The organism is Pinisolibacter sp. DMC19, from assembly GCF_056313985.1.
The window spans coordinates 32,996-59,129 of sequence record NZ_JBQUZF010000003.1 but is presented as its reverse complement, the minus strand read 5'-3'; the positions used below and the strand labels follow the sequence as shown (position 1 = coordinate 59,129).

24 protein-coding genes and 1 pseudogene are annotated in these 26,134 nt (G+C 69.1%); 10 read left to right on the top strand and 15 right to left on the bottom strand.

From position 1 onward, the window contains the following. Positions 1-7: 7 nt before the first annotated feature. Entirely contained in the window at positions 8-460 is a 453-nt protein-coding gene (ulaC, locus tag ACT53U_RS08440; RefSeq protein ID WP_476154111.1) for a PTS ascorbate transporter subunit IIA, read from the bottom strand. A gap of 311 nt (positions 461-771) precedes the next feature. Between ulaC and ACT53U_RS08435 the strand changes: the two genes are divergently transcribed. Continuing rightward, a complete protein-coding gene (locus ACT53U_RS08435; protein WP_476154109.1) occupies positions 772-1,488 on the top strand; it encodes an HAD-IA family hydrolase in 717 nt (238 codons plus the stop codon). 33 nt (positions 1,489-1,521) lie between these two features. Here the strand turns inward: ACT53U_RS08435 and ACT53U_RS08430 are convergent, their stop codons facing one another. Further along, positions 1,522-1,953 carry a MerR family transcriptional regulator gene (locus ACT53U_RS08430; protein ID WP_476154107.1) on the bottom strand — a complete coding sequence of 144 codons (432 nt, stop codon included), beginning with the start codon at positions 1,951-1,953 and terminating at the stop codon, positions 1,522-1,524. A 71-nt stretch (positions 1,954-2,024) separates the two neighbouring features. Between ACT53U_RS08430 and ACT53U_RS08425 the strand changes: the two genes are divergently transcribed. Continuing rightward, the gene (locus ACT53U_RS08425; protein WP_476154105.1) at positions 2,025-3,068 is read left to right on the top strand and encodes an SDR family oxidoreductase; all 1,044 of its coding nucleotides are present in this window, start codon (positions 2,025-2,027) and stop codon (positions 3,066-3,068) included. 45 nt (positions 3,069-3,113) lie between these two features. On the opposite strand, the gene ACT53U_RS08420 is transcribed toward ACT53U_RS08425, so the two are convergent. The 4 genes from ACT53U_RS08420 to ACT53U_RS08405 all read right to left on the bottom strand — a co-directional run bounded on the left by ACT53U_RS08420 (position 3,114) and on the right by ACT53U_RS08405 (position 8,291). Beyond that, a complete protein-coding gene (locus ACT53U_RS08420) occupies positions 3,114-4,019 on the bottom strand; it encodes an ABC transporter substrate-binding protein (RefSeq protein ID WP_476154103.1) in 906 nt (301 codons plus the stop codon). Positions 4,020-4,142: 123 nt separating this feature from the next. Continuing rightward, a complete protein-coding gene (locus ACT53U_RS08415) occupies positions 4,143-6,218 on the bottom strand; it encodes a TonB-dependent receptor plug domain-containing protein (RefSeq protein WP_476154101.1) in 2,076 nt (691 codons plus the stop codon). 160 nt (positions 6,219-6,378) lie between these two features. Continuing rightward, entirely contained in the window at positions 6,379-7,116 is a 738-nt protein-coding gene (locus ACT53U_RS08410) for an ABC transporter ATP-binding protein (RefSeq protein WP_476154100.1), read from the bottom strand. A gap of 62 nt (positions 7,117-7,178) precedes the next feature. After that, positions 7,179-8,291, bottom strand: a complete 1,113-nt coding sequence (locus ACT53U_RS08405; RefSeq protein WP_476154098.1) for a FecCD family ABC transporter permease — start codon at positions 8,289-8,291, stop codon at positions 7,179-7,181. Between the two features lie 218 nt (positions 8,292-8,509). Between ACT53U_RS08405 and ACT53U_RS08400 the strand changes: the two genes are divergently transcribed. Both ACT53U_RS08400 and ACT53U_RS08395 read left to right on the top strand, forming a co-directional pair. Next, positions 8,510-9,241, top strand: coding sequence for a hypothetical protein (locus ACT53U_RS08400; RefSeq protein WP_476154097.1), 732 nt, complete (start codon positions 8,510-8,512; stop codon positions 9,239-9,241). A gap of 624 nt (positions 9,242-9,865) precedes the next feature. Then, the gene (locus tag ACT53U_RS08395) at positions 9,866-10,288 is read left to right on the top strand and encodes an energy transducer TonB (protein ID WP_476154096.1); all 423 of its coding nucleotides are present in this window, start codon (positions 9,866-9,868) and stop codon (positions 10,286-10,288) included. Between the two features lie 103 nt (positions 10,289-10,391). Here ACT53U_RS08395 and ACT53U_RS08390 read toward each other — a convergent pair whose 3' ends face one another. The 6 genes and pseudogenes from ACT53U_RS08390 to ACT53U_RS08365 all read right to left on the bottom strand — a co-directional run. Further along, the gene (locus ACT53U_RS08390; protein WP_476154094.1) at positions 10,392-11,360 is read right to left on the bottom strand and encodes a hydroxyacid dehydrogenase; all 969 of its coding nucleotides are present in this window, start codon (positions 11,358-11,360) and stop codon (positions 10,392-10,394) included. An 85-nt stretch (positions 11,361-11,445) separates the two neighbouring features. Then, entirely contained in the window at positions 11,446-12,750 is a 1,305-nt protein-coding gene (locus ACT53U_RS08385) for an MFS transporter (RefSeq protein WP_476154092.1), read from the bottom strand. 155 nt (positions 12,751-12,905) lie between these two features. Then, on the bottom strand, positions 12,906-13,796 hold the full coding sequence (locus ACT53U_RS08380; RefSeq protein ID WP_476154089.1) for a dihydrodipicolinate synthase family protein: 891 nt from the start codon (positions 13,794-13,796) through the stop codon (positions 12,906-12,908). A gap of 78 nt (positions 13,797-13,874) precedes the next feature. After that, positions 13,875-15,005 carry an iron-containing alcohol dehydrogenase gene (locus tag ACT53U_RS08375; RefSeq protein WP_476154087.1) on the bottom strand — a complete coding sequence of 377 codons (1,131 nt, stop codon included), beginning with the start codon at positions 15,003-15,005 and terminating at the stop codon, positions 13,875-13,877. Positions 15,006-15,017: 12 nt separating this feature from the next. Next, positions 15,018-16,046: a 4-hydroxythreonine-4-phosphate dehydrogenase PdxA gene (gene pdxA / locus ACT53U_RS08370; protein WP_476155035.1), complete on the bottom strand. Its 1,029-nt coding sequence runs from the start codon at positions 16,044-16,046 to the stop codon at positions 15,018-15,020. 63 nt (positions 16,047-16,109) lie between these two features. Then, positions 16,110-17,216 (bottom strand): annotated as a pseudogene (locus ACT53U_RS08365) (four-carbon acid sugar kinase family protein); the annotation flags it as partial. Between the two features lie 411 nt (positions 17,217-17,627). Here ACT53U_RS08365 and ACT53U_RS08360 point away from each other — a divergent pair. Continuing rightward, the gene (locus ACT53U_RS08360) at positions 17,628-18,371 is read left to right on the top strand and encodes a FadR/GntR family transcriptional regulator (RefSeq protein WP_476154086.1); all 744 of its coding nucleotides are present in this window, start codon (positions 17,628-17,630) and stop codon (positions 18,369-18,371) included. Between the two features lie 462 nt (positions 18,372-18,833). Here the strand turns inward: ACT53U_RS08360 and ACT53U_RS08355 are convergent, their stop codons facing one another. Both ACT53U_RS08355 and ACT53U_RS08350 read right to left on the bottom strand, forming a co-directional pair. Then, positions 18,834-19,247: a DUF1236 domain-containing protein gene (locus ACT53U_RS08355; protein WP_476154084.1), complete on the bottom strand. Its 414-nt coding sequence runs from the start codon at positions 19,245-19,247 to the stop codon at positions 18,834-18,836. A gap of 140 nt (positions 19,248-19,387) precedes the next feature. After that, entirely contained in the window at positions 19,388-19,579 is a 192-nt protein-coding gene (locus ACT53U_RS08350) for a hypothetical protein (RefSeq protein ID WP_476154082.1), read from the bottom strand. 563 nt (positions 19,580-20,142) lie between these two features. Here ACT53U_RS08350 and ACT53U_RS08345 point away from each other — a divergent pair. Together ACT53U_RS08345 and ACT53U_RS08340 are read left to right on the top strand one after the other, a co-directional pair. Next, the gene (locus tag ACT53U_RS08345) at positions 20,143-21,333 is read left to right on the top strand and encodes a hypothetical protein (RefSeq protein WP_476154081.1); all 1,191 of its coding nucleotides are present in this window, start codon (positions 20,143-20,145) and stop codon (positions 21,331-21,333) included. Next, positions 21,323-22,024 (top strand): hypothetical protein, encoded by a 702-nt coding sequence (locus tag ACT53U_RS08340; RefSeq protein WP_476154080.1) that lies wholly within the window; start codon positions 21,323-21,325, stop codon positions 22,022-22,024. The genes ACT53U_RS08345 and ACT53U_RS08340 overlap by 11 nt, the downstream gene beginning before the upstream one ends. A 355-nt stretch (positions 22,025-22,379) precedes the next feature. Here the strand turns inward: ACT53U_RS08340 and ACT53U_RS08335 are convergent, their stop codons facing one another. Then, positions 22,380-23,048: an outer membrane protein gene (locus ACT53U_RS08335; protein ID WP_476154078.1), complete on the bottom strand. Its 669-nt coding sequence runs from the start codon at positions 23,046-23,048 to the stop codon at positions 22,380-22,382. A gap of 673 nt (positions 23,049-23,721) precedes the next feature. On the opposite strand from ACT53U_RS08335, the gene ACT53U_RS08330 reads away from it, so the two are divergent. From ACT53U_RS08330 to ACT53U_RS08320, 3 genes are read left to right on the top strand one after another with little or no spacing between them, the layout of a single operon-like run. After that, positions 23,722-24,825, top strand: a complete 1,104-nt coding sequence (locus ACT53U_RS08330; protein WP_476154076.1) for an XdhC family protein — start codon at positions 23,722-23,724, stop codon at positions 24,823-24,825. Then, a complete protein-coding gene (locus tag ACT53U_RS08325; protein ID WP_476154075.1) occupies positions 24,822-25,490 on the top strand; it encodes a nucleotidyltransferase family protein in 669 nt (222 codons plus the stop codon). The genes ACT53U_RS08330 and ACT53U_RS08325 overlap by 4 nt, the downstream gene beginning before the upstream one ends. A gap of 40 nt (positions 25,491-25,530) precedes the next feature. Beyond that, positions 25,531-26,094: an NADPH-dependent FMN reductase gene (locus ACT53U_RS08320; protein WP_476154073.1), complete on the top strand. Its 564-nt coding sequence runs from the start codon at positions 25,531-25,533 to the stop codon at positions 26,092-26,094. The last annotated feature ends 40 nt before the right edge of the window (positions 26,095-26,134 follow it).

Genomic DNA, 26,134 nt, shown 5'->3' with positions numbered 1-26,134 from the left:
AGGGACGTCAGATCTCGGCGAAGATCGCTTCGAGATCGGCGCGGGTCTTCGCCGCGCGGATGCGGTCGATGCGGGCCTCGTCGTCGAAGAGCGTCGCGACCTGGACGATCGATTCCTCGTTCATCGTCTTGGCGTCGGTCGCCGCCAGCGTGATCAGGATGTCGATCGGGTCGTTGTCCTCGGAACCGAAGGCGACCGGCGTCTTCAGCGTCACGAGGGCGAAGCCGTCGCGCTTGACGCCTTCTTCGGGGCGGGCGTGCGGCATGGCGAGGCCGGGGGCGAGCACGTACCAGGGGCCGAGCTCTTCCGTCATCGAGACGACGGCGTCATAGTAGCGCGGCTCGACCAGATCGGCGCCGATCAGCAGGTCGACGCCGAGTTTGACGGCTTCGCGCCAGTCGGCCGCCTCGGCCCCCAGCCGGATGGTGTTCGCCGTCAGCAGATGCTCCGTGAGCTTCATCGCGCCGTTCCTCCGACGATCGTTTTGTCCGTCTCTATTGCGCGTATTGTGCTTTTATGTTCATTTCAATGCAAGGGCTCTCTTGCCGATCCGGGTTCGCCCCTATGCGAAGAGGCGGGACGGACGGACGATCGGTTCACACCATAGCCGTTTTCCGTTGTAAATCATGGATCTCATGGAACTCATGGGACGACCATCGGTCGACGATCGATCGGACATCGGGACACTGACCGCATCGAAAAACGATCAAAAAGAACAAATTCGATCCCCTCCACGCCGTCGAACGGCCATCACCGACATCGGGAGACACCATGGATTCGCTCGCCTGCCTGATCTTCGACGTCGACGGAACGCTCGCCGAGACCGAGGAGCAACATCGCATCGCCTTCAACGAGGTCTTCGCCGCGGAAGGACTCGACTGGTCGTGGGACCGCGACCTCTATCGCCGCCTGCTCGGCGTGACCGGCGGGCGCGAACGGATCCGTTACTGGCTGGAGCTGTCGGGCGAAGGGCAGGCCGCCTTCGACGACGGCCGCCTCGAGACGCTGCACGCCGCCAAGAACCGGCGGTTCGCCGAGCGGATCGTCGCCGGGCACTGCCCGCTGCGACCGGGCGTCGCCCGGCTGATCGAGGCGGCCCGCGCGAGTGGCCTGCGTCTGGCCGTCGCCACGACGACGTCGCGGGTCAACATCGCGACGCTGGTGCGCACCGCCTTCGGGCACGAGGCGAACGCGTTCTTCGACACGCTGGTGACGGGCGAGGACGTCCGCGCCAAGAAGCCCGATCCGGAAGCCTATCTGAGCGTGCTCGAGCGGCTGTCGCTGAGGCCGGAGCAGTGCCTCGTCTTCGAGGACTCGGCGATCGGCCTCGCGGCGGCGCGGGCGGCCGGGCTGGCGACGATCGTCACCCCGAGCGCCTACACGCTCGACGAGGACTTCGCGGGCGCACAGGTCGTGCTCGACGATCTGACCGCGGTCTCGCTCGACGATCTCCGCGCCTTCCACGCGGCCGCGAGGACCGGTGCGTGAAGGCCGGCGCCGGATCGACGGCGAACGACCGGCTCAGGCCTCGCGGGGCGATGCCGCGATCGCCGTGAGACAGGGCTCGTCGTCGGCGAACCGGGGTTCGTCGGCGGACTTGCCGCGCGCCATCCAGTCACGCTTGACGCGCAGATAGTCGAGCATTCTCGCCAGATCGGCCGCCTTCCGTTCGAGCCCGGCGATCTGCGTGTCGATGATCTCGAGTTCGCGCTCGGGCGACAACCCGTCGCGACGGAGTTCGCCGGCGATCGCCGCGATCTCCTTGAGCGGCATGCCGATCGACTGTGCGAACCGGATCATCACGGCGGTGGAGACGTCCTGCTCGTCGAAGATCTGGTAGGGATTGCGGCCGCCCCGCGCACCGGTTCGCGGTGCCAGGAGGCCTTTTCGGACATAGAAGCGGACCGTATCCGGGCTGAGGCCGGTGCGACGCGCGAACGCTCCGATCAACATCGACGGGCTCCTTGACCATGGACCATGGTCCAGCCGTATAGATCCGGCTCCCTCGATTGTGGAGCGCGATCATGACGGACACGGCAGACCATCGGACCCAGGCCCCCCTCGCCTTCGTGACGGGCGCGACCGGGCTCCTCGGCAGCAATCTCGTGCGCGAGCCGATCGCCGCCGGCTGGCGGGTGCGGGCGCTGGTGCGCTCTCCCGACAAGGCGCGGCGGCAGTTCGACGGGCTCGACGTGGACGTCGTGCGCGGCGACATGCTCGACGTCGCGGGCTTCGCGACGGCACTCGCAGGCGTCGACACGGTGTTCCACACCGCCGCCTATTTCCGCGATTCCTACAAGGGCGGCCGGCATCGCGAGGCGCTGCTGGCGACCAATGTCGAGGGCACGCGCCGTCTGCTCGAGCATGCCCACGACGCCGGCGTTCGGCGCTTCGTCCACGCCAGTTCGATCGCCGTGCTCCGCGGCCCGCGCGGCGCCGTCATCGACGAGACCATGCTCAGGGACGAGCGCGACGCCGACGACTACTACCGCAGCAAGATCCTGTCGGATCGCGTCGTGCTCGCCTTTCTCGACCGGCATCCGGACTTCTGGGCGGCCATGGTGCTGCCCGGCTGGATGCACGGGCCGGGCGACGGCGGACCGACCGCGGCGGGGCAGACGGTGATCGACACGGCGCTCGGACGGTTGCCGGGGGTGCCGCCCGGCTCCTTCTCGGTGGTCGACGCGCGCGACGTCGCACGGGCGATGATCCTGGCGGCCGAACGGGGACGGCGGGGCGAACGCTATCTGGCGGCCGGGCGTCACATGACGATGGCCGACCTCCTGCCGTTGATCGCGCGCGCGGCGGGTGTGAATCCGCCGCGTCGTCGCGTCCCGTCGTGGCTGATCCACCTCCTGGCCGCCGGCTACGAGCTCCGGGCACGGCTCACCAGACGCCCCGTGCTGCTGAGTTGGGCGACGGCACGCGCGATCGCCACCGAGAACGATCGCTCGCGCTACGATCCCACCAAGAGCGAACGCGAACTCGGCCTGCGCTTCCGTCCGATCGAGGAGACGCTGCACGACGCGGTCGCCTGGTTCCGCACCCGAGGCCTTCTTCCGGGGTGAGCGACGGCGGCGCGGAGCACTTCGCCCTCCCCTCCCGGGCTCCCGTCACGGCTCGCCGAAGAACAGGCGGAAGAACTCGGTCCTGGCGGCGGCGATCTCCGCGGCGCCCTGGTCGGGCGTCTGATAGAGGACCGCGTGGACCCAGGTCAGGCCGAGCAGGCGGGTGAAGAGCGGCGGCTTGTCGATCCAGCCGCCCATGTCGACCGGTGCGACGTGGACGCGACCCTCGGCGACCGCCTTGACCACCTGCCAGCGCGGGTCGGAGCGGACGGACTCGGCGAAGGCCTTGTCGGTCGCGAAGATCACGTCGGGTTGCAGGGCGATGACCTCGTCGAGCGCGATCGCGCGCCGCCCCTTGCGTCCCGGACCGACGCCGCAGGGAACCACCGGGACGCCGCCGGCGCGCACCGTCACCTCGAGCTGTGTGCCTTCGGCGCAGACCGTCTCGAGGCCGTCCGAGCCCTGGGCATAGTAGACCCGGGGCCGGTGCTCGTGCGGAATGGCCGCGACGCGGGCGTCGATCGCAGTCAATCGGCTCTCGGCCCAGGTGGCGAGCGCCTCGCCGCGTTCGGTGCGGTCGGTCAGGCGGCCGAGGAAGCGGAAGAGCGGCGCGATGTCGTCGAGCCGGTCGTAGCGGACGTGGGCGGCGGCGATGCCGAGCGTCGCCAGTTCGCTCTCGGCCTGCTTGGCGACCGATCCCTTGGGCTCGATCAGCACCACGTCGGGGCGCAGCGCGACCAGCGCCTCCTTGTTCATCCGGTCGAACCAGCTGCCGATCACCGGCAGGGCGAGGAGCCGTTCGGACAGGTGGCGCCGCTCGTCGGCGGTCGGATCGCGGTTGAGCGCCACCAGCGCGTCGGGCGCGACGACCGCGACGAAATAGGAGATCGGCGGATTGTAGCCGACGACGCGGAGCGGACCGTCGGGAAGGGTGACGGTCGCGCCCGCCATGTCCGTCACCTGGCGCGCGGAGGCCGGGCCGCCGCCCGCAATGGACAGGGCCACGCAGGCGGCCGCGACGACACTCCTCAGGCGCACCATCTCGTCACTCCCGCCGCGTCGCGTTCGTTTCCGTCAGAAGGTCGCCTTCATGCTCAGCATGATGGTGCGTCCGGGCGAAATGTTGCCGCTGGTCAGCGCATACTCCCGATCGAAGATGTTGTTGACCGCGGCGTCGATCTCCAGATTCTTCGAGAACTCGTACTTGGCCATGACGTTCGTCAGCGTGTAGGCGCCGGTCTGGACGTAGGCCGACGAGACCTGATCCCAGCGATTGGCGGCGAACTCGACGCTCGGAACCAGCGTCACCTTCTCCATCGGCACCCAGCTGGCGTAGACCATGCCCTTGTAGTTGGGGACGCCGGTCGGCTTGATGTTCGGATCCGACGGCACCGTCAGGTGATTGTCGATGAGCGAGAGATTGCCGCCGACCGCGAGACCCTCGCGGAGCATGTAGTCGATGCCGAGATCGACGCCGACGCGATAGCCGTCGCCGACGTTCTGGTTCCAGTTGTTGCCGGTCGCCGGATTGACCACCGTCTGCATCATGTCCTGGACGGACGAGTAGTAGACGTCGATCGAGACCTGGCTCTTGGGCGCGAACTCGTTCGACCAACCGATCTGCACCGAGGTGGCGCGCTCGGGCCGCAGCGTCGGGTTGGGATCGGAGGAGCCGAACTTGCTGCCGTAGAGGTCCCAGAGCGTCGCGAAGCGCGAGCGATGCGAGATGTCCGCGTGGACCTTGCCGGTGTCCGAATAGCGCCAGATCGCGGCGCCCTGCCAATCGAAGCTGGAGCGATCGTTGAGCGCGTAGTCGATCAGCCTGTACCGGCCGCCGGTGACGACATAGTCCTGCGCCTTGATCTGGTGCTGCCAGTTGTAGGCGATGCCCTGGACGAGATCGACGGACGGCGTCAGGTGGTAGGTGTTCTCGAGCGCCAGCGAGTAGAGGTCCTGCGCCGCGCCCTGGTGGGGTTCGGTGAGGCAGACGACGTTGTTGCGGCAGCCCGAGGTCGTGCCGGAGGCGTTGACGAAGAGGTCGCGCCACTCGACGTGGTTGTTGCGCTGATAGTGGAACCACCCCTTCAGCGTGTCCTTCGACCCGAAGTCGTGACCGACCTCGAGGGCGCCGCCGGGAGCCCAGTCGTGGGCGTAGGTGTTGAAGGAGTTCTTACCCGTCTTCTGCAGCGTCCGCGCCGCGTCCTCGTAGGCGCTCATGGCTTCGTCGAAGCTCTGGATGAAGGCCTGCGTCTTGACGTAGGTGGCGTCGTCGATCGCCGTCCGCGACGAGAAGGACAGCGTCTGCGTCCGCCATTCCGACCACGAGTAGTTCTTGGACGAGATCCCGGTCGTGGTCGGCGGGGTGTATTTGTCGCGGCCCTGGATCGAATAGCTGACGACGTATTCGTCGCCGCCGTTCGGGGTGAAGCCGGCCTTCACCGTGCCGTTGGCATTCCAGAACTTCGACCAGTCGCGGCGCCCGCCGTTCTCGGTCGCCGTCGGCCGGTAGGAGTCCGGCAGCTCCCAGCCCTCGAACTTCGCGAAGGTGCCGCTCGCCTGGAGGAAATAGTTCTCCTGCTTCGTCCCGACGCGCAGATGGGTCTGGGCGCCGTCGTAGCGGCCGCCGTTGCCGAACTGGAACGTCGTGCGGGCTTCCGCCTCGAAGGCCTTCGTCGGACGCTTGCTCACCAGATTGATCGCGCCGCCGAGCCCGTCCGGTCCGTCGAGGACGGAGACGTAGCCCTTGGCGATCTGGATCGCCGCGTAGTCGTCGGTGAGCAGCGAGGGGAAGGCGAGCTGATTGCTCGCGGGATAGTAGGAGCGGATGCCGTCGACGTAGAGCGGCACCTGATAACGGTTGAAGCCGTGGACGTAGATCTCCTGCTCGTTGCGCGAGCCGCCGTCCGGCGCCGAGACGACGCCGGGCGCCAGGTTGACGGCGCGGTCGAGCGTCAGGGCGGTGAAGGTCTCGATCTGGCTCGAGGAGACCGCGCTGCCGCTGAAGGAGTTGAACGTCCTGGTGATGGCGTCGGCCGCCAGGATGTGGATCTCGCCGAGATCGTAGACGGTCTCCTTGCCGGCCGCGCATGCCGAAGACACGTGCGCGATGACGGCCGTTCCGGTCGCCAGCCTCGCGATCAGCTTGATCATGTCTTGCCCTCGGCCACTCGACGCCGATCGCCGGGCGTCCGACCCGAGGCGATGCGACTGATTTCACCCGGGCGACGGACTGGAACAGTCATGTCCGTCGCCACACAACGGCCAAAAACTAGCCGTGCGTGTCGGGTCGGTCCATCCGTGCGGTATTGGCCTAAGGAACAATATTCACACCGTTTTCCCGCAGGCCGTCGCGGCATTTTGCCTCGAATTCGGGCAGAACCACTTCGACTCCGTAGAGTTCCCAAAGGTTCTTCGGCGTCATGACAATCGACGGTTGTCCGGCCGCGAGGACCCGATTCCGCGCCAGCAGGATCGTCGCGTCGGCATAGCGCAGCGCGTTGTCGGGGAAGTGCGACGACAGCAGGATCGTGCGGCCGTCGTCGGCGAGACGACGCAGGAGATCCATCAGGCGTTGGCGATGGCCGACGTCGAGGCCGGTCTCCGGCTCGTCGAGGATCAGGATCCGCGCTTCCTGCGCGAGCGCCCGGGCGATCAAGACGAGCTGTCGCTCGCCGCCGCTGAGTTTGGTGTAGGGCCGGTCGGCCAGAGCCTCGGCCCCGACCAGCCGCAACATGTCGAACGAGGCCGATCGATCCGCCTCGCCGTAGCCCCGCAACGGCGAGGAATGCGGCCAGCGCCCCATCAGAACCACCTCGTGGGCGGGAAAGGGAAAGACCGGCCGGTGGGACTGCGGGAGATAGGCGATGCGCCGTGCCCGCATCCGGTCGGAGAACCCGTCGAGGGGGAGGCCGTCGACGGCGATCGATCCGGCCTCCACCGGCATCAGCCCGGCGCAGGCCTTGAGCAGCGTGGTCTTGCCGGCGCCGTTGGCCCCGAGCAGCACGGCGAGGCTGCCCGCGGGCAGGTCGAGATCGACGGCCTCGACCACGGTTCGCCGTCCGAGGCGGAGCGTCAGGCCGCGTGTCGCGAGGGCGGGGGGCAGATCGGTCATCAGTGCCATCCTCGCCCGACGCCCCAGCGCATCAGCACCGCCAGAAACGGAATGCCGATCAGCGCCGTCGCGATGCCGAGGGGGATCTCGGCCGACAGCAGGCTCCGGCAGATCGTGTCGACCACCATCAGGAAGACCGCCCCCAGCGCGGCGGATGCCGGCAGGACGCGCCGGTTCGTCGCGCCGAAGAGGCCGCGCGCGACGTGGGGGACGATCAGGCCGACCCAGCCGACGATGCCGGCGAGCGACACCGACAGCGAACCCGCCAGTGTGGCGAGCAGGATGGCGACGATCCGCAGCCGCTTCACCCGGAGGCCCAGCGACGCGGCCTCCTCGTCGCCCATGGCGAGGAGATCGAGCGAGCGGCCGTACATCGCCAGCGCGAGGATCGCCGCCAGCATGAAGGGCGCGGCGATCGCCAGCGATCCGACGGTGACGTGGCTCAGGCTGCCCATCAGCCAGAACACGATGGCCGGGAGCTGGCTGGTCGGATCGGCGACCATCTTGACCAGCGAGACCAGCGCCGTGAACAGCGCGCCGGAGACGATGCCGCCGAGGACCAGTGCCAACACGCCGTTGCCGGCGACGCCGCGCGCCAGCAGCAGGGCGAAGCCGCTGGCGGCGATGCCGAAGGCGAAGGACGAGGCCTGCACCATCGGCCAGGCGAGATCGTTGAGGATCGCCAGAGCCGCGCCGAAGGCAGCACCCGCGAGCACGCCGAGGATGCCCGGCGAGACGAGCGGATTGGCGAAGACCGCCTGGAACGCCGCGCCGGACGTCGACAGCGCCGCGCCGACGATCGCCGCCGCCATCATCCGCGGCAGGCGGATGTCGAGGATCACGACGGCCGCCGTGGTGCCGCGCACGTCGGTCGCCGCCGCGCCGGTCAGCCGGAGCCGGATCGCCTCGAACACGTCCGCCGGCGAGAGGTTCATCGGGCCGATGGTCAGGCCGAACACGAGGACGAGCAGGCCCGAGACGAGCAGGCCGACGAGCGCGAGGCGCGAGCGACGCGCCGCCGCGCGCAGCACGTCGCGCGGCGAGCGCTCGGTCGACGGCGCCGGATCGCCGGATTCCGCCGCGGTGGCGGGTCGTTCGGGACTGGCGGACAAGGACGGCTCCTCCCGGAGGGTTTCCTGCGGCGGGGCATGACGGACGGGACCGAACGCGCGGCGAGATCGGGCGCACTGTCGGCGATCGTCGGGCGATCGACAACCTCTCGTCCTTCAGTCGGAAGACGGCGCAGCATGCGGTTCCGCCGGATGGACAGGTCTCGGACCGCGTGACATGTCTCGCCCGAGGCCCATCGCGCCCCGGTCAGGAGAGATCCATGAAGGTAATTCTCGGCTTCGACGACACGGATGTCCTCGGCTCGGAAATCGGAACCGGCAAGCTGGTCCGGATGTTCGACAAGAAGTTGCCGGCCGGCGTCCGCCCCTGGGGCGTGTTGCGGCATCAGCTTCTGGTCGATCCGCGTATTCCCTATACTTCGCACAACAGTCCGGCCTGCTCGGTCGTCGAGATCGACGACCCGGATCGGCTTCCCGAACTGGTCGAGACGGCGGCCCGGCACCTCGAGGCTCTTTCGAGCGTCGGCAGCGATCCGGGCCTCTGCGTCGCCCGTGAGGACGCCGATTTCGCCGGCTTGATCGACTTCGCCCTGAAGTGCACGCGCGACATCTGTACGCAGTCGGAGGCGATCGCCGCCGCGGCCGGCGCGGGTGTGCACCTCTCCGGTCACGGCGGCACCAACGACGGGATCATCGGCGCGGCGGCGGCCGTCGGCCTGACCGTCTACGGCTGGTCCGGGCGCTTCCTCGAGTTCGGCGGCCTCCGCGAGTTGCCCTCGACGGTCAGCGTCGGCCGGCTCGCCGAACAGGGCATCCTCGCCGTGCCGCTCGATCACGATGCCAGCGTTCTCGCACCCGACGTCGACATCCACACCGGCAGCTGGGTGAGCCCGCGGCTGTGGGGCGGTCGTCCGGTCGTGTTCGTGACCAAGGACGGCGACCGCTGGGTCGCCCCGGCCAAGCGCGCCCGCGACGCCGACGTCGCCGAGTGACACGCCGGGTCGCCCGTCGAGGGCGACCCGCAACGTGGTGGAACGGCGGCCGCGGGCTCGATCGTCTTCGCGGACCGCCTCCGGATCAGGTGGCCGATGACGAGAGCTGCCCTTCGGACCGCACCGGACCCGCTCGGCGTCGAACCGACGGTCGACGAGGCCGTCTCGGCCTTCGGGCGCGACCCGAGGCCGAGACGATCGTCGCTGCGGTGGGTCCCGATCGTCGCCTCCGTCGTCGCGGTGCACCTGGCGATCCTGTCCGATTGGCACGTCCTCCTGCCCTGCGGTGACGAAGCACCACGATCGATCACGGTGGAGGTCGTTCGCGCGGACGACGATTCGCCCGTCACGGTCGCCGCCGAGGTCGCGTCGCCCACCGCGAGCGGCGAGACCGACATGCGCGACCGCGCAGCAGCGGATCGGGGCACCGACCGGGCCGACACAGCCGAACCGACGCCGCCTCTGCCGGAGAACCCTCCCCCCGCGATCGAGCCGCCGTCGCCCGAGACGGCATCGCCGAGCGCCGTCGCACGACCGTCCCCGACGGGCGAGGCGACCACCGCATCGACCGCTTCGCAGGCCGACCGCCGGAACGGTTCGACGCGGCGTCGGGCGAGAGACGGGGTGGCGCACGCCCCGGCCACGCGACACGAGACGGCACGCGACCATGCACGATCGCCCGTCGCCGCGGCGACGGCCGACGGGCGCGGCAACCGGACGACAGCGGCGACCCGCGCCGGCGCCTCGGACGGGCAGGGTGAGGTCTCGCGCGCGTCGGCGGCGTCCTACGCCGCCCTGGTCGTCGCCGAGCTCGCGCGTCGCAAGCACTATCCGGAGGCCGCTCGAAAGCAGCGCATCCAGGGGACCGTCGGCGTCTCCTTCAGGGTCGACGCCGGCGGCCGGATCGCGAGCCACACGATCACGCAGTCCTCGGGACACGACGTGCTCGACGCCGCCGTCCACGACATGATGGCGGCGACCCGCCTGCCGCCGCCACCCGCAGGATCGTTTTCGGGACGCTATTCGGCGGTCTTCTCGATGAGATGATTCCGCCTCCGGACGAGCGGTCGGATCGTTCCGCCGCCCGACCGGACGTCCGCAGGCCGACGTCTCCCTCCGCGTATCCGCGAAGAGAGACGTCGATCGGCGTTCACTTCGGCCGGACGAAGCAGCGCGGCGGTACGGCCTCGCCCTTCAGCAGGGCGACCACGTTGCGGCAGGTCATCAGCGAGACCTCGCGGCGAGCCTCCTCGGTGACGCCGCCGACATGCGGGCTGACGATGACGTTGGGCAGAGCCCACAGCGGGTTGTCGGCGGCCGGCGGCTCCGGCGCGAAGCTGTCGAGACCGGCGGCGGCGATGGTGCCGGAGGTCAGGGCCTCGGCCAGCGCCGGCTCGTCGACGACCTCGCCGCGCGCCGTGTTGATCAGCACCGCGGTCTTCTTCATCAGCCCGAGGGCGCGGGCGTCGATCAGCTTCTCGGTCGCGGGCGTCAGCGGACAGTGGAGCGAGACGACGTCGGCCGTGCAGAGCAGGGCGTCGAGCTCGTCGACGCGGGTCGCGTGCGGGCCGAAGGCGTCGCCGGGGGCGAAGGGATCGTAGGCGATCGTCTTCATGCCGAGCGGCTCGACCATGGCGGCGAAGGCACGGCCGATGGCACCGATGCCGACGAGGCCGAGGGTGCGGCCGCGCAGTTCGTGGCCGCGATAGACCTTCTTCTCCCAGCCGCCGCCGCGCACGAAGGCGTCCTGGTTGCGCAGGTCCTTGGCGAGCGCCAGGAGCAGCGCGAGGGCGTGTTCGGCAACCGAATGGGCATTGGCGCCGACGGCGGCGAGGACCGGGATGCCCAGCGCGGCGGCCGCTGCGACGTCGATGTCGTTGGTGCCGGCGCCGTGCTTGGCGACGACCTTCAGGTTCGGCGAAGCCTTCATGATGTCGGCGTCGACGCGCTCGACGAGGCGGACGACCAGGGCATCGGGTTTCTTCTCGGCGAGCAGCGCCAGAAGGTCGGTCTTGGCGGGATAGGGGCCGGTGGCGAGCGAGGTGACGCCGGCGGCGCGGAAGATTTCTTCGCCTTCGGCGGCGACCGGGCCGCCCAGGCTGATGACGGTGAAGGACATGACGAGGCTCCGTCGAGGCCGACCGGCGTGCCGATGGGCCGGGATGAGGCCGGCGCACCGTCACGGCGCGCCGGCAGGGTTCGGTTCACACGGACTGGATCGGCTCGACGCGGCCCAGCAGGAACAGGTAGTTGAGGATGCCCAGCACGCCGAGGAAGGCGGAGAAGAGCAGCGCGGCGGTGAAGGAACCGGTCGCGGCGACGATGAAGCCGGTGACGATCGGGCCGATCACGCCGCCGAAGTTCGACACCATGTTCTGCAGGCCGGCGACGGTGCCGGTCATGTTCTTCGGTGCGACGTCGCCGGGCAGCGCCCAGACCTGCGACGCGGCGACCGTGGTGCCGGCCTTGGCGATGCAGAGCAGCGCCACGGTGAAGACCACCGACTTGGCGAGCGGCGCCAGACCGATGCACAGCGCCATGGTCAGACCGGTGACGAGGAAGATCTTGCGGGTGGTCGTCAGGCTGAAACGGCCGGAGCGCACGACGCGGTCGGACAGGAAGCCGGCGAGGATCTCGGCGACGAGGCCGGAGATCAGCGGCAGTGAGGCGACGAAGCCCATCTTCAGCATGCCCATCCCCTGTTCCTTGACCAGATAGGTCGGCAGCCAGGTGATGAAGAAATACGAGATGTAGTTGATGGTGAAGAAGCCGAGGCACATCGCCCAGATGTTGCGATAGCGCAGCAGCTCGTACCAGCGCATCGGCATCTCGGCGTCGGTACCGTGCTTGCGCACCTGACCGTCGCGGATGTAGGCGACTTCGGCCGCGTTGGCGCCGTCATGGCTCTCCGGGGTGTCGGAGAAGTACCACCACCACACGATCGCCCAGACCACGCCGACGAGACCGATCGCGACGAAGGTCATGCGCCAGCCCATCATCGCGATCATCCAGACGATCAGCGGCATGGCGACGGCACCACCGAACTTCGAGGCGCTGTCGAAGAGGCCGGAGACCGTGGCGCGCTCCCTGTCGGGGAACCACTTCGAGGCGATGCCGGCGTTCGAGGGATAGGCACCGGCCTCGCCGACGCCGAGGGCGACGCGCAGACCGAAGAGCGAAAGGAAGCCTGTGGCGAGACCGGTCGCCGAGGTCGCGACCGACCACCACAGCACCGAGGCGCCGAGGCCGATCTTCTGACCGAAGCGGTCCGCGAACCAGCCGGCCGGGATCTGCAGCATGGCGTAGGACCAGAAGAAGGCCGACATGATCAGACCCATCTCGGCGACGGGAATGTCGAGTTCCTTCTGCAGGAAGGGAGCGGCGGCCGAAAGCACGGTGCGATCGACGTAGTTGATCGCGATGGCGAGCCACATCAGGCCGGCGATGATCCAGCGGACGTTGCTCCGAGGCGCCGCGGTCACGGCCGCGGCATCGGTGATGGTGGACATGTCTTCTCTCCCTGAGGCGACTTCGCGTCGCTCTGATGGCCCCGGCCGCGCCCCCGCCGCCGATCGACCGATAGTCCGGGGCGGGAAGCCCCGCCGAGACAGGGGCCTCGCGACCCCTGCCGGTGGAGGGGCGTCCGACGGACGCCCACCCGATCTCACGCCGTGGCTTCGGCGAAGGTCTTCGACACGACCGCGACCTTGTCGTTGACCTCATCGGAGACGAGCGCCGGGCCGCGGCTCTTGCCCACGTCCGGCATCGCGAGGTAGAGCGCGCGCTTCACCATGGTCGGCGGGAAGCCGTGGGCATAGAGCGCCTTGCGCAGCTCGCCGTAATGCGTCTGGGCAGCCTCGGCGGCGGCGGCATCGCCGGCGACGTGCGAGGCGTGGATCTTGTTCAGCGTCACCGGGGCGATGTTGCCGAGACCGGAGATGCAGCCGGCCGCACCGTTCTTCAGTCCGTGCAGGATGAGATGGTCGGGGCCGACGAGGACGTCGAAGTCGTCGCGGGCCCGGGCGATCTCGAGGAAGCCGTCGAGGCTCTCCTGCGAACCGGCGCTGTCCTTGATGCCGATGATGTTGGGATGATCGGCGAGGATGGCGGCGGTCGCCGGCTCGATCTTGTTCCCGGTGCGGGCCGGGATGTTGTAGAGGTAGACCGGTACCGAGAGCGCGTCGGCGACGCGGGTGTAGTAGACGATCAGCTCCTCCTGCGAGCAGGCGATGAAGGACGGGGTCACGACCGACACCGCCTTGACGCCGAGCGTCTCGATCGCCTTGCCGAGCGCGATGGTCTGATGGGTCGAGATCTCACCGATATGGGCGAGGACCGGGACCTTGCCGGCGGCCGCCTCGACGCAGGTCTTCGCCACGGCGACCTTCTCGTCGAAGGACAGCGTGTAGAACTCGCCGTTGGTGCCGGCGCAGAAGATGCCGTTGCCGGCGCCCGCCTGGCGCTTCACCTGACGGGCGAGGGCTGCGAGGTTCAGTTCTTCGTTCGCATCGAAGGGCGTGACGATGGCGACGAAGGGTCCGGTGATCTTGGCCATGGGAAGTTCCCCATCTGGGTTGAGTGCCACGAGGCGTCATTGCCCCGTGGCCTGCGTGGGAAGAGGACGGCGTCGCGGTCAGGCCGCGGCGCGATAGATCGCGAGGATGTCGGCTTCCGACAGGTCGCGCGGGTTGTTGTCGAGCAGGCGGCGGATGGCGTGGGCCTCCTTCGCCATGATCGCCATGTCGGCTTCTCCGACCCCGTGGGCGGAGAGGCGCATCTCGCAGCCGAGGTCGACGCACCAGCGATGGGCGGCGTCGAACACGGCGACCGGATCGGAGGAAGCCGGCAGACCCAGCGCCTCGAGCACGATCGCGGTGCGTTCCGGCACAGCGGGCGCGTTGAAGGCGAGGACATGCGGGAAGATCAGCGCGTTGGCGGCGCCGTGCGGCACGTGGAAGCGCGAGCCGAGCGGATAGGCGACGGCGTGACCGGCGGCGGTGTTGACCGGGCCGAGGCAGTAGCCGCCCCACAGCGAGGCGAGCGCCATGCCGGCACGGGCCTCGCGGTCGTCGCCGTCGGCGGCGGCGCGGGCGAGCCAGCGGCCGACGAGGCGGATGCCGTCGAGGGCGTAGGTGTCGATCAGCGGATGGGCCTTGCGGTTGGTGAAGGCCTCGACGCAGTGCGCCAGCGCATCGACACCGGTCGCGACCGTGATCGCCCGCGGCATGCCGAGCGCCAGGTCGGGATCGACCACGGCGAGATCGGCCAAGAGATGGATGCTCTGCACCGCGCATTTGGCAGACGTCGCCTCGTCGGTGACCAGCGCCCGGATGCCGGCCTCCGAGCCGGTGCCGGCGGTCGTCGGCACCTGCACCAGATAGGCGCCCTTGCGGGCCACCTTGTCCGGGCCGATCACCTCGGCGAAGCGCTGGCCGCTGCCCGGCAGGACGGCGGCGAGCTTGGCGAGATCCATCGCCGAACCACCGCCGAAGCCGATCACCACCTCGGCGTCGGCCGCCTCGGCGGCCGCGAGCAGACGGGCGAGATCGGCGGTGTTCGGTTCGCCGGCGAAGTCGCCCCAGACGGTCGGGGCGACCGCGAGGCCGAGACGATCGACGCGGGTGGCGTTGAACGGGTCGGTGACGACGAGGACGCGCGACAGGCCGCGCTCGGCGAGGAGCCTGCCGACCTGAGGCGCGGTCGCCGAACCGAAGATCAGGCGGCCGGGCTGCGGCAGGTCGATGGGCGTCGAAAGCGGATTCATCGAAATTCTCCCTCAGGCCGCGGCGACGCGCGAGGCGGCGAGCTTCTCGGCATAGTCGATCGCCTCGAGCAAGCTCAGCTCGTTGGCGATCCCCTTGCCGGCGATGTCGAAGGCGGTGCCGTGATCGACCGAGGTGCGGATGATCGGCAGGCCGAGCGTGATGTTGACGCCGGAGAGCGATTCCCACGTTCCGGTCTTCGGGTCGACGTTGAAGCCGAGCAGCTTCACCGGGATGTGGCCCTGGTCGTGATACATGGCGACGACCGCGTCGTACTGACCGGCGTGCAGCTTGACGAAGACGGTGTCGCCCGGCACCGGGCCGACGACGTCGCGGCCGGCGGCGACGCATTCGGCGATCACCGGGGTCGACACCTCGATGTCCTCGCGGCCGAACAGGCCGCCCTCGCCGGCATGCGGGTTCAGCGCCGCCACGGCGATGCGGCGACGCTCGAGGCCGAGACCGGCGAGCGTCTCCTCGGTCAGGTCGAGGACGTAGCGCAGGCGCTCCTTCGTCAGCTTCTTCGGCACGTCGGCGAGCGCGATGTGGGTGGTGACGTGGCTGACGCGCATGCCGCCGTGGGCAAGCATCATCACCGAGCCCTTGGCGCCGGTGAGATGGGCCAGCATGTCGGTGTGGCCGGCGAAGTGGAATCCGGCCTTGTTCAGCGCCTCCTTGTTGAGCGGCGCGGTGACGATGCCGTGGATGCGACCGGCGAGCGCCAGGCGCACGCCGACCTCGACCGCGTGATAGGCGAAGCGGCCGCCGTCGGTCGACAGAACGCCGGGCAGGATCGGCGCGCCCTCGTCGCAGGCCTGGAGGGCGGCGAGCGCCGGCCAGTCGCCGGCCTCCTCGACGCCGGGGATGGCGAGATCGGGGGCGAAGGCGCGGCGGGCTTCTTCCAGCGCGGCGTTGGAGCCGATGATCAGCAGGCGCAGCGCGCCCGCATCGATGCGCGGCTTCAGCGCCTTGCAGGCCTTGACGATGATCTCCGGACCGACGCCGGCCGGGTCGCCCATGGTGATGGCGAGTTGGGGTATCATGACGGAACCTCGCGGAAGAGGGGTGGCGGAAGCGCGACCGAACAGCCGCAGGAGGAAGTCGGGCTCGCCGAAGGCGCCGGACTTGGAAACGACGCGCAGGCCATCGAAACGACCGCCGCGGAAGCGCGAGACCGGAACGCCGGGGACGATCTGGCCCTCGAGCGCCAGCCCTTCGGCGCCGAGCGCCTCGCAGAGGCCGCGCAGGGTCTCGCCGCCGGCGACGACCAGCGTGCCGGGGCGGTCGAGCCGCTGGACGAGTTCGGTGAAGACGGCGTCGATCCGCCGCGCCGCCGCGTCGCGGGCGATCCCTTCGGGCAGTTCGACGCGGACCGGCACGGCGCCGCGCTCGGCGAGACGGCGGGTGATCGCCTCGGCGCTCTCGACGCCGCCGTCGCGGATCGCGAGGGCGGCCTCGCCGCAGCGGTCGATCTGTTCGGCGGTGACCGGATGGTCGGTGCCGAAGAGGCCGAGGACCGGCCCGTCGAGGCGTGGCAGCACGTCGCTCGTCGTGCGAGTGGCGTCGGCGAGCATCGCGGCGAGGCCGCCGCTGCCGCACCACAGCACTGTGCCGGAAAAGGCGCGGCCGGCGGCGACGATCGCGGCGAGGTCGTCGTCGGTCGCGGCGTCGAACATCGTCACGCCCGGACGAACGGCCTCGCCGGGACGGGCGCGGGTGACGGCGATGCCGAGGCCCTCGAGTTCGCCGACGAGGTCGCAGGCGACCGGGACGGGACGGCCGTCGACGACGCGATGTTGACGGCCACCGATGGTGACGCGGCCCTGGAAGGGGAAGGCGGGCGCAATGATGCAGGCATCGGGCGCGAGCGCCTCGAGCCAGGTGGCGATCTCGACGGCGGCTTGACCACGCAGCAGGCTGTCGAGCTTGGCGTAGAACAGCGTCTCGCCGACCGGCGGCAGATGGCGCAGGCGTTCGGCGAGGGCGGCGCGCGCCTCGGCGGGCGAGACTTCGCGGGTGCCGGAATCGAGGGCGAGGGCGCGGGCCGGCACGCCGACCGGCGCGCTCCAGGCCACGGCGACGGGGGCCGCGGGCGAGGCGAAACGCGCCGCCGCATCGAGCGCCCCGGTGAGATCGTCGGCGACGAGGAACAGGCGATCGCGATCGCCTCCGCCGCGCTCGACGATGGATTCACTTCGACCGGTGACCGCCATGGTCCGGCGTCCTTCTCGGTTCCCTGGCCGCGCCGTTGATCGGCGTCGTTCCTTCGATGGACCGCACCCTAAGCGACCCCAAACCAATTAGTCAATATGTTGTAAGTTAGATTCTTCAAGAACCCTCGCTGAGAGCAACCCGGAGTCACGCCGAGGCGTTCGGCAATCTATGATTTTCTATAATGAATACAGAATATTGTGCGGACGTCTCGCGCGCTGGCGCGCCACTTCCCATCGCCGGCATCCGCTGTATACCGGATCAAATTCTGACTTATATGAACATATAATGCTGACAAGTTGACAACTTATGCCGAATGGTGTCTGGTGCCGTCGACCGGCCCCGGAATGGCCGTGAGTCGAAGGGAAGGCACGATCATGGCGACGGACGCTGCGGCGAACGACACGGCGTTCGTGGACGACACGAGCGACGAGGACCGGCCGAGGGCGGGCCTCGGACCGCTGGCCGAGCGCGTCTGGCGGCGGCTGTCGTCGGACATCGAGACCGGGCGCCTCGCGGTGGGGCAGCGGCTGCCGAGCGAGGTCGAACTGGCGACCCGATTCATGGTGTCGCGACCGGTGGTGCGCGATGCGTTGCAGCGGCTGCGCGACGAGGGGACGATCTATTCCCGCCGCGGCTCCGGCAGCTACGTCGCCGCGGCGCCGAAGCGCGAGCAGGCGAGCGGCGTGCTGAGCTTCGCGCCGGTCGAATCGATCGCCGACGTCCAGCGCTGCTACGAATTCCGCCTGACCATCGAACCCGAGGCGGCCGCCTGGGCGGCGCGGCGCCACGATGCCGAACGCCTGCGGGTGATCGAGGCGGCGCTCGAGGAGATGCACGCGGCGACGCTCGACCATCAGCACCGCGAGGACGCCGACTTCAACTTCCACCTCGCCATCGCCGAGGCCGCCAACAACCACTACTACGCCTCGTCGATGCAGGCGCTGAAGGAACACATCGGCGTCGGCATGAAGTTCCACGGCCAGTCGCTGATGGGACCGGGCGGGCATCTCGAAGACGTCTATGCCGAGCACGTCGGCATCTGGACGGCGATCCGCAGCCGTGATCCCGAACGGGCGAGCCGCCTGATGCAGCTCCATCTCGAAGGCTCGCGCGATCGCATCTTCGGCGGCCGGACGCTCGATCTCTCCTATTGAGGGGCGACCGCGGCGCGTCGGAGCTCTTCGGGCGTGGCTACCCGGTTGCGGAGGTGGCTGCGCGGCCGGGGATCGGCAAGGACTCGCTCCATGAATGGATGAAGCGGCAGGCCGCGTGACTGTCGCCAGGGATGCGAAGTGACCTGTGCGTTCATCGCCGAGCATCGCCGGCTGTCTTCGATCCGCGCCATGTCGGTGCCTCTGTGTCCAGACCAGCGGCGTCTACGCCCGACTGAAGCACCCGCCGAGCAAGCGGGCGCAGGAAGACCCCACCCAGAAGCACACACGGAACGGGATGCCGTCGCCAATCGAGTTCGAACGGCAGCACAGAGCGAACCCCGAAGGCGTCCAGAAAATTCCGAGCGGTTCGTCTCCTCGAAAAGGGGGTCGGATCTTCGTCCGGGCGAAGAATGGGGGCGCCTCGTCGGCGCCCCCCCTCGTCTCGTCGCTCGGTGGGCGACGTCATTCGATCACTTGCATGATCCGACGGGACGACGGATCGACCAGGACCGTGCGGTCGTTGACGACCGTGTAGCGGTAGGTGCTGACGCCGTATTCGCTCGGGACCTCGTAGTAGGTCACGCCGCTCTCGGGCAGCACGGTTCCGACCACCACCGGGCGATCGTAGCGATAGGAAGCGCGGTGCTCGTGGACGACGTATTCGCGAAAGCGCGGGCGCTGGTCGAGGCCGAGAAGGCCGACGACACCGCCCTCGACGGCGCCGACGGCACCACCGACCACGCCACCGACCGGACCGGCGGCATCGCTGCCGTTCTCGACGCCCTGGGCGGCACCACCGACGATGCCCTGAGAGGAAGCGACGGTCGGTATGCCGATCATCACGACGGCTGCGAGGAGGATGTGTTTCATGGACATGGAGGTTCTCCTGAGGCATGGCCTCGGTTGCTTCCGCCCCCGTCACCGGACCGCGAGTGACGTCGATCGCATCAACGCGCGGGCCGGATCGGGAAACGGGTCGTCGGCGGCGTCGCCGCCTCTGCCGTGAAGGCCGCAGTTCATCTCGCCGGGGGGAGTTCGGCGCCCCCGATCGAATTGCGATGTCCGGCGGACGGGATCGTCACGCCGACCGAAGTCGCGGAGGTGACCTGCGACACGGCCTGTTCGAAGGTCGGACGGCCGAAGGCGACGAAGACGATGGTGGCGGCGGCGGCAGCCGAACCGGCCACGAGACCGATGATGCCCGTCATGGGAAATTCCTTCGATCGAGGCCGCTTCGATCACCGCCCGGGACGGCGGAGCGACCACCGAGATCTCCCGCCGCGAGTGGAGGGAGAAAAAAGCCGTCGGACGGTTGCCGGGGGGGATGGAACCGTCCAACGGAGGGACCGCGAGGTCCGAGATGAACGCTCGACGTCCGAACGGAACGAGACCGGGGCCGATCTCTGCCGTTCATCGAGAGAACAACCGAACAATAGACACGGATCTTCAACGATCATCAGCCTCGGAATGTACTCGAGACGAAGGGTGGCCCGAATTCTCGACTTCGAACCGGACGGGGGTCTCGTCTGAAATACATCGGCTCGGATCTTCTCCACAGAGAGCCCGATGAGACGGGCGCGCCGGGCCGTGAGCCGGTGAAGGGCCGTCGGAGCAACCTCGAGTACATTCCGAAGCTGGCGACGACTGCCCCGCCGTCCCTAGTCTCTGCGCTGCCGGCCGGACCACGCGCCGGCCGAACGCCGCCTTCGTCGTCTCGGGCGTACCCGCCGCGATCCGCTGCTTCGAGGCGCCTCGGTCCGGAGACAATTCCATGGGCATCGCCGCCGACCGTCTCGACGATGCCGTGGACCGCCCGGCGCAGGACCTCGTCCACGGCGGCTGGGTCACGCGGGCCGATCTGGTGTTCCTCGCGGCGTTGTTCGTGATCGGGCGTGGATTGATGGCCGCCTGCGCGATCCTCGGCGCCGCGAATGCCCCTGTCGCCGAAGGCACGAGCTTCTCGCAGATGCTCTGCACCTGGGACTGCAACTGGTACATCGGACTGGTCGAGAACGGCTATTCCGCCCCGGGGGACCTCGATGCCGCCGGTGCGGCCAATTGGGCCTTCTTCCCGGCGCTGCCTCTGATGATCCGCGGCTTGGTGGCGGTGACCGGCTGGGAGGCCGTCGATGCCGGTCTCGTCCTCGCCGAAGGGTTCTACGCCGCCGGTCTGGTGTTGTTCTTCCTCTATGCCGGCGATCTCCACGGTCGCCACTTCGCCCGGTTCGCCGCGGTGATCTTCGCCGCATGGCCCTTCGCCGTCCACGCGTCGGTGCCGATGTCGGAAGCGGTGTTCGTGCCGCTGTCGCTTGCGACGTTTCTGGCGGCACGACGGGGCGCCTGGATCACGGCCGGTCTCGCCGCGGCGGTCCTCGGCGCGACGCGCGCCGTCGGCGTGTTGGTGGTGCTGCCGCTCTTCATGATCGCGGTGAGCCGCTTCGGCTTCGTCCGCCTCGTCACCCTGCGTCCGGGAACGGAACGGGCGGTGCTGGCACTCGCCCTCTCGGGGGTCGGTCTCGGCCTCTTCATGATCTTCCTGCACAGTGAGATCGGCGATGCGCTCGCCTTTTCCCACGACCAGACCGCATGGAACCGCCGTTTCCTGTGGCCGTGGATGATGATGCTCGACGAGCTCCATCCCCTGACCCAGACCCTCGACGCCATCCTCACCAACGCAGGCATTCTGGCGACGCTGGCGGTCGGCCTGGCCGCGGCGGTGCCGGCGTGGCGGCGCGGGCTCGGCCCCGAGGCGGTCTTCATCGCCGCTCCGCTCCTCGTGGCGCTGTACAGCGGTTCGGTGATGAGCCTGCCGCGCTTCGTCGGCGGTCTGTTTCCGATCATCCTCGTGCTCGCGCTCCTCGCCGATCGGCCGAGCCGGCGCATCCCGGTCGTGGCGGTGTCGCTCCTGTCGCAGATGGCGGTCACCGTCGGCTGGGTCCGGGAGATGTTCTATGTCATGTGACCCCGAGGTCGGGCGCAGCCGGACAGGGCAGCTGGCGCTCGCGGGGCTGGCGCTGGTGGTGCCCTTTCATCTCGTCGTCTTTGCGATGATCGCCTCGCCCAACGTCGACGAGACCTATCGACGGACCTGGGTCACCGGCGAGTTCTCGATCTATCCCGGGGCCGCGCCCTTCGGTGACGGCGACGGGCTCGACTATCGCCCCGGCCGGGCCGTGTCGCTCGGCCCCGAGGAGGGGCGCAAATATCTCGCACGCTTCGAATGGCGGCGCTGGGACAGCCCCGTTCCGAATCTCGGCGCCTTCTCCGGCCGCCTGTTTCTCCACGTGACGGCGGGACTGCCCGCCGGTCGACGCGCCCATCGGCTGCGTCTCGGCTTCACCTGTCGCCAGCCGCCGGGCGAAGAGGTGCGGCTCGAGACGTCGCTGAACGGGGTGGCCCTCGGGTCGGTGCTCTGCGGCCGAGGGACGGTCGAGGTGGAATTCGTGGTCCCGGCGGGGTTGTTGGGATCGCGCCGCTACGACGAGATCGCCGTCTCCCGCCCGTCGACGGGGCTGCTCGATACGATCGGGACCCGGCTGGCGCTCCATCACGACGCCGTCGGCCTCGACTGGTTCGGCATCGACGTCGCCGGTCGCGACCCGGTCGCGCGCGACGACGCGGTCGCGGTGTCGGATCGGGCCGCCCCGAAATAGAGCGGCCTCGCTGCGGCTCCGACATCGCCCCGGCCCACGTGGGCCGGGGCGCACGAAGGGACATCGCATGGTGCCGCGTCGGCTGGTTCCGCTCACCTCTCGCCGGGTGCTCTCCGCGACGATCGCCTGAAATCTCCTGGTCGCCGCCTTCGTCAAACCGCAGAGCGCAGCGGGCCATGCCGCGGCGCTCTGCCGTCGCTACGGGGCGCCGCACGAGCCGTGATCGCCGTGCCTCGCGACGACGGGCAGGCAGACATGAAGAGGACCCCTTCCGGGGCCCTCTCCAGTTCGAGCGTCGGCTCGTCCCGCCTCGGACGGCGCGTCTGCCGGATGAGGCGGTGCCCGACCGGTCGGGTCAGAACCGGTAGTTCAGGCCGACGCGAACCGTGTGGTCCGTGATCTTCTCGGAGGCCGCGCCGGTGTTCTGATGGCCGTAGTCGGCATAGAGGTACTCGCCCTTGATCGACACGTTGCGGGTCAGCCCGTATTCGAGGCCGCCGCCGACGGTCCAACCGATCCGGGTCCGGTCGTTGGTCGTGGTGACGAGGAGAACCGTGTCGTCGACCCGGCTCTTGAAGTTGGCCCAGGCGAGGCCGCCGGTGCCGTAGACGAGGAGATTGTCGAAGGCGTAGCCGGCGCGGGCGCGCACGGTGCCGGCCCAGTTCCTCTCGGTCGTCAGACCATAGGTTCCGATGGCGGCGGTCTTGGAGATCTTGCCGTAGCCGGCATCGGCTTCGAGGCCGAGGACCCACGGGCCGGTCTGGAAATTGTAGCCGATCTGGAGGCCGCCGAAGACGGTGGAGCCGTCGAGGTCGGTCCCGAATCCGGGTACCGACACCGCGTCGTAGCCCCATCGGCCGCCGAGATGGGCGCCGAGATAGATGCCCGTCCAATTGTAGAGCGGGGTCGCCTGAGCAGCGACATAGGTGCGTTCGCCACGGCTCAGATCGGCGGCCTGAGCGATGCCGGCGGCGCCGAGGAGAAGCACGCCGGCGGCGGCCGCACGAAGGAAGGAGGCGTTCATGGAGTACCCTTTCTGTCGATCTTCGTATTCTTTGTCGATTATTCGTATTCGAGACGCCGTAGAGCATAATTCATTCGGCACTTGAATGTTATTTATTGTGTTTTCCGATAAAATCGGCATGAACGTGTTGCCATAATGCCGATCTGTTCGTTTATATATTCAATTCTCGTGCTTTTATTCGAGACATTATTTGGTTTTGTTCGGACGTGCGGAAGCGTCTCCGGCGCGACACCTCGGAGATCGGCGTCGTTACCGTAGGCAACGACGCCGATCTCCGGACAGGTTCGGAATCTACTCGAGGGCGATCGGAGTGGTCCGCTCATGCCGGCCACCGGGTCTTCCCGGCCTCCGCCGGTGTCGGCGACGAGCCGGTCCGGCTCGCCTCGGATCATGACGACGATGCCGAGGATCGGGGGGCGACAAAGTCGCGGCGCCGGGGCTCGAGTAGATTCCGACGGTGTCCCCCCGACGAAACCGCAGCCTACGGTCGGCGACTTGCCCGCACATGCCCGTATCGACGGCCCCGAGCCGCGTCGGAGCAGTGTGGTGGCCACGCGAGGAGCACGCCGACATGATGGATTCGATCCCGGCCACGGTGCGAACCGAACGAGGCGACACCGGCGGCGCACATTCGAGAGCTCGGACGCCCGAGAGTTTTCCCTTTGCCCGTCTCGTGCCCGATACGCCTTCGTCTCGTGCCTCGAACGCCACCCCCGAGGAACACGCGATCCCGCTCGGCGACGATCGCGACGAGATCCTGCGCTGGGCGCTGGATCGGTCGCGGGCCGGTCGAGGCGTCGCCCTCGCCACGGTGGTCGAGACCTGGGGATCGGCGCCGCGTCGGGCGGGCAGCCAGATGGCGATCGACGGCGACGGCGATTTCGTCGGCTCGGTCTCGGGCGGTTGCGTCGAAGCCGCCGTGCTGACGGAGGCCGCCGACTTGATCGCCGACGGCCGTGCCTCGGTCCTCGACTTCGGCGTCTCGACGGCGAGGGCATGGACGGTCGGTCTGGCCTGCGGCGGGCGCATTCGCATTCTGGTCGAGCCGTTCGGCCGGATCGTGCAAGGGCGGGACGGCGCCCTCGGGCCGGCGTCGCCGTCCGATCTCGACGTCGTCGAGCGGTTGCTGGAGGCGCGGTCGCAACGACGCGCGGTCGTCCATGCGACGAGCCTCGACGGCGGCAGCCATCGCCTGATCCATTCGGGCGGTTCCGATCCGTTGTCGAGCGAGGTCGAGGCCGCGCTGGCCACCGACCGCGCCTGCCTCGTCGCGACCGACGAGGGCCCGGTCCTGCTCAATCCGTTCTCTCCGGCGCTGCGCCTCGTGGTCGTCGGGGCCGTCCACATCGCCGAACCACTGGTTCGCCTCGCCACACTGCTCGGTTTCACCGTGACGGTGATCGATCCACGCGAGGTCTTCCTGCGACCCGATCGTTTTCGGGGCGCCGAACTGATCGGGGCCTGGCCGGAGGAGGCCTTCGCCGTGATCGGGCTCGATGCCCGCACGGCCGTCGTCGCTCTCACCCACGATCCCAAGATCGACGACGTCGCATTGGCGGTCGCCTCGGTGTCCCCGGCCTTCTACGTCGGGGCACTCGGCTCGCACCGCAGCCACTCCGGACGTCTGGAGCGGCTCGCCGCCGCCGGGATCCACGGGCCGGCACTCGACCGGATCGACGGACCGATCGGCCTCGCCATCGGTGCCGAAGGTCCGGCGGAGATCGCCGTCGCCATCGCCGCCGGGATCGTCGTCAGCCTTCGTGGGGGCAGGCCATGAGACGCCGGTCACCTCTTCGCCTCGGTGCGGTCGTGCTCGCCGCCGGAAGGTCCAGCCGCATGGGCGACGTCAACAAGCTCGCCCTGGTGTGGGGCGACAAGGCGATGGTCTGTCATCCCATCGATGCGGCGTGCGCCGCGGGTTACGACCCGGTGGTCGTGGTGACCGGCTTCGAGGCCGAGCGCATCACTGCCTGGGTCGGCCATCGCCCGGTGATCTTCGTCACCAATCCCGACTTCGCCACCGGTATGGCGGGGTCGATCGCCGCCGGCCTCGCGGCACTCCCCGGCGACGTCGACGGTGCGGTGATCCTGCTCGGCGACATGCCCGGGGTCCGAGCCGAGCATCTGCGCCATCTCGCAGCCGTCTTCGCTCACGCCGAGGCGGGCGCCATCGTCGTGCCGACCCGGCGCGGTCATTGGGGCAATCCCATGCTGTGGCCGCGGCGCTTCTTCTCGGCGATCGCGGGGCTCGGCGGAGATCAGGGAGCGAGGTCGCTCGCCGAGCGCAATCGCACCTCGGTGATCGAAGTCGCCATGGCCGACGACGCGGTGGTCACCGACTTCGATACGCCCGAAGCGATCGCCGCCGCCGCTCGAGTGGCTTCCGACGCCGCCGAGGCGAAGTGGTCCATGCCGAGGCTCGGGCACGACGGAACCACGTGAACGTGTTCGGCGGCGCGATGTCCCGATCGAGGAGATGATCATGGAAACCATCCACAGAGTCGGTGTCGTCGTCGGCAGCCTGCGCAAGCGTGCCTACAGCCGCCGGGTCGCCGAAACCCTGATCGGCCTCGCACCACCGTCGTTGGCCCTGGAGGTCATCGAGATCGGGGGCCTGCCGCTCTACGACCCGGACCTCGACGACGGCGTCACACCCTACGCCTGGGCGCAGTTCCGCAGTGCGGTCGCGCGGGTCGGCGCCCTTCTCTTCGTCACGCCCGAATACAATCGCTCGATGCCGGCGCCACTGAAGAATGCCCTCGACGTCGGATCGCGGCCCTACGGGGAGAACGTCTGGGGAGGCAAGCCCGGCGCGATCGTCAGCATCTCGCCCGGCGGGATCGGCGGCTTCGGCGCCAATCATCACCTGCGCCAGTCGCTGGTGTTCCTCGACGTGCCGGCGATGCAGCAGCCCGAGGCCTATCTCGGCCACGTCGACACGTTGCTCGGCGCCACGGGCTCGCCGATCGACGAACACACACGCCTCTCTCTGGGGAAGTTCATGGAGAGCTTCGCCCATTGGGTCGCGACCAACGCCAGATCATGACGCGACGGACGCCGGTCCCTCGGGGGCCACGAATGCCCGA

Coding starts and splice junctions, on each gene's coding strand:
- ulaC (WP_476154111.1), bottom strand. CDS start 460: ATGAAGCTCACGGAGCATCTGCTGACGGCGAACACCATCCGGCTGGGG.
- ACT53U_RS08435 (WP_476154109.1), top strand. CDS start 772: ATGGATTCGCTCGCCTGCCTGATCTTCGACGTCGACGGAACGCTCGCC.
- ACT53U_RS08430 (WP_476154107.1), bottom strand. CDS start 1,953: ATGTTGATCGGAGCGTTCGCGCGTCGCACCGGCCTCAGCCCGGATACG.
- ACT53U_RS08425 (WP_476154105.1), top strand. CDS start 2,025: ATGACGGACACGGCAGACCATCGGACCCAGGCCCCCCTCGCCTTCGTG.
- ACT53U_RS08420 (WP_476154103.1), bottom strand. CDS start 4,019: ATGGCGGGCGCGACCGTCACCCTTCCCGACGGTCCGCTCCGCGTCGTC.
- ACT53U_RS08415 (WP_476154101.1), bottom strand. CDS start 6,218: ATGATCAAGCTGATCGCGAGGCTGGCGACCGGAACGGCCGTCATCGCG.
- ACT53U_RS08400 (WP_476154097.1), top strand. CDS start 8,510: ATGAAGGTAATTCTCGGCTTCGACGACACGGATGTCCTCGGCTCGGAA.
- ACT53U_RS08390 (WP_476154094.1), bottom strand. CDS start 11,360: ATGTCCTTCACCGTCATCAGCCTGGGCGGCCCGGTCGCCGCCGAAGGC.
- ACT53U_RS08385 (WP_476154092.1), bottom strand. CDS start 12,750: ATGTCCACCATCACCGATGCCGCGGCCGTGACCGCGGCGCCTCGGAGC.
- ACT53U_RS08380 (WP_476154089.1), bottom strand. CDS start 13,796: ATGGCCAAGATCACCGGACCCTTCGTCGCCATCGTCACGCCCTTCGAT.
- ACT53U_RS08375 (WP_476154087.1), bottom strand. CDS start 15,005: ATGAATCCGCTTTCGACGCCCATCGACCTGCCGCAGCCCGGCCGCCTG.
- pdxA (WP_476155035.1), bottom strand. CDS start 16,046: ATGATACCCCAACTCGCCATCACCATGGGCGACCCGGCCGGCGTCGGT.
- ACT53U_RS08355 (WP_476154084.1), bottom strand. CDS start 19,247: ATGTCCATGAAACACATCCTCCTCGCAGCCGTCGTGATGATCGGCATA.
- ACT53U_RS08350 (WP_476154082.1), bottom strand. CDS start 19,579: ATGACGGGCATCATCGGTCTCGTGGCCGGTTCGGCTGCCGCCGCCGCC.
- ACT53U_RS08345 (WP_476154081.1), top strand. CDS start 20,143: ATGGGCATCGCCGCCGACCGTCTCGACGATGCCGTGGACCGCCCGGCG.
- ACT53U_RS08340 (WP_476154080.1), top strand. CDS start 21,323: ATGTCATGTGACCCCGAGGTCGGGCGCAGCCGGACAGGGCAGCTGGCG.
- ACT53U_RS08335 (WP_476154078.1), bottom strand. CDS start 23,048: ATGAACGCCTCCTTCCTTCGTGCGGCCGCCGCCGGCGTGCTTCTCCTC.
- ACT53U_RS08325 (WP_476154075.1), top strand. CDS start 24,822: ATGAGACGCCGGTCACCTCTTCGCCTCGGTGCGGTCGTGCTCGCCGCC.
- ACT53U_RS08320 (WP_476154073.1), top strand. CDS start 25,531: ATGGAAACCATCCACAGAGTCGGTGTCGTCGTCGGCAGCCTGCGCAAG.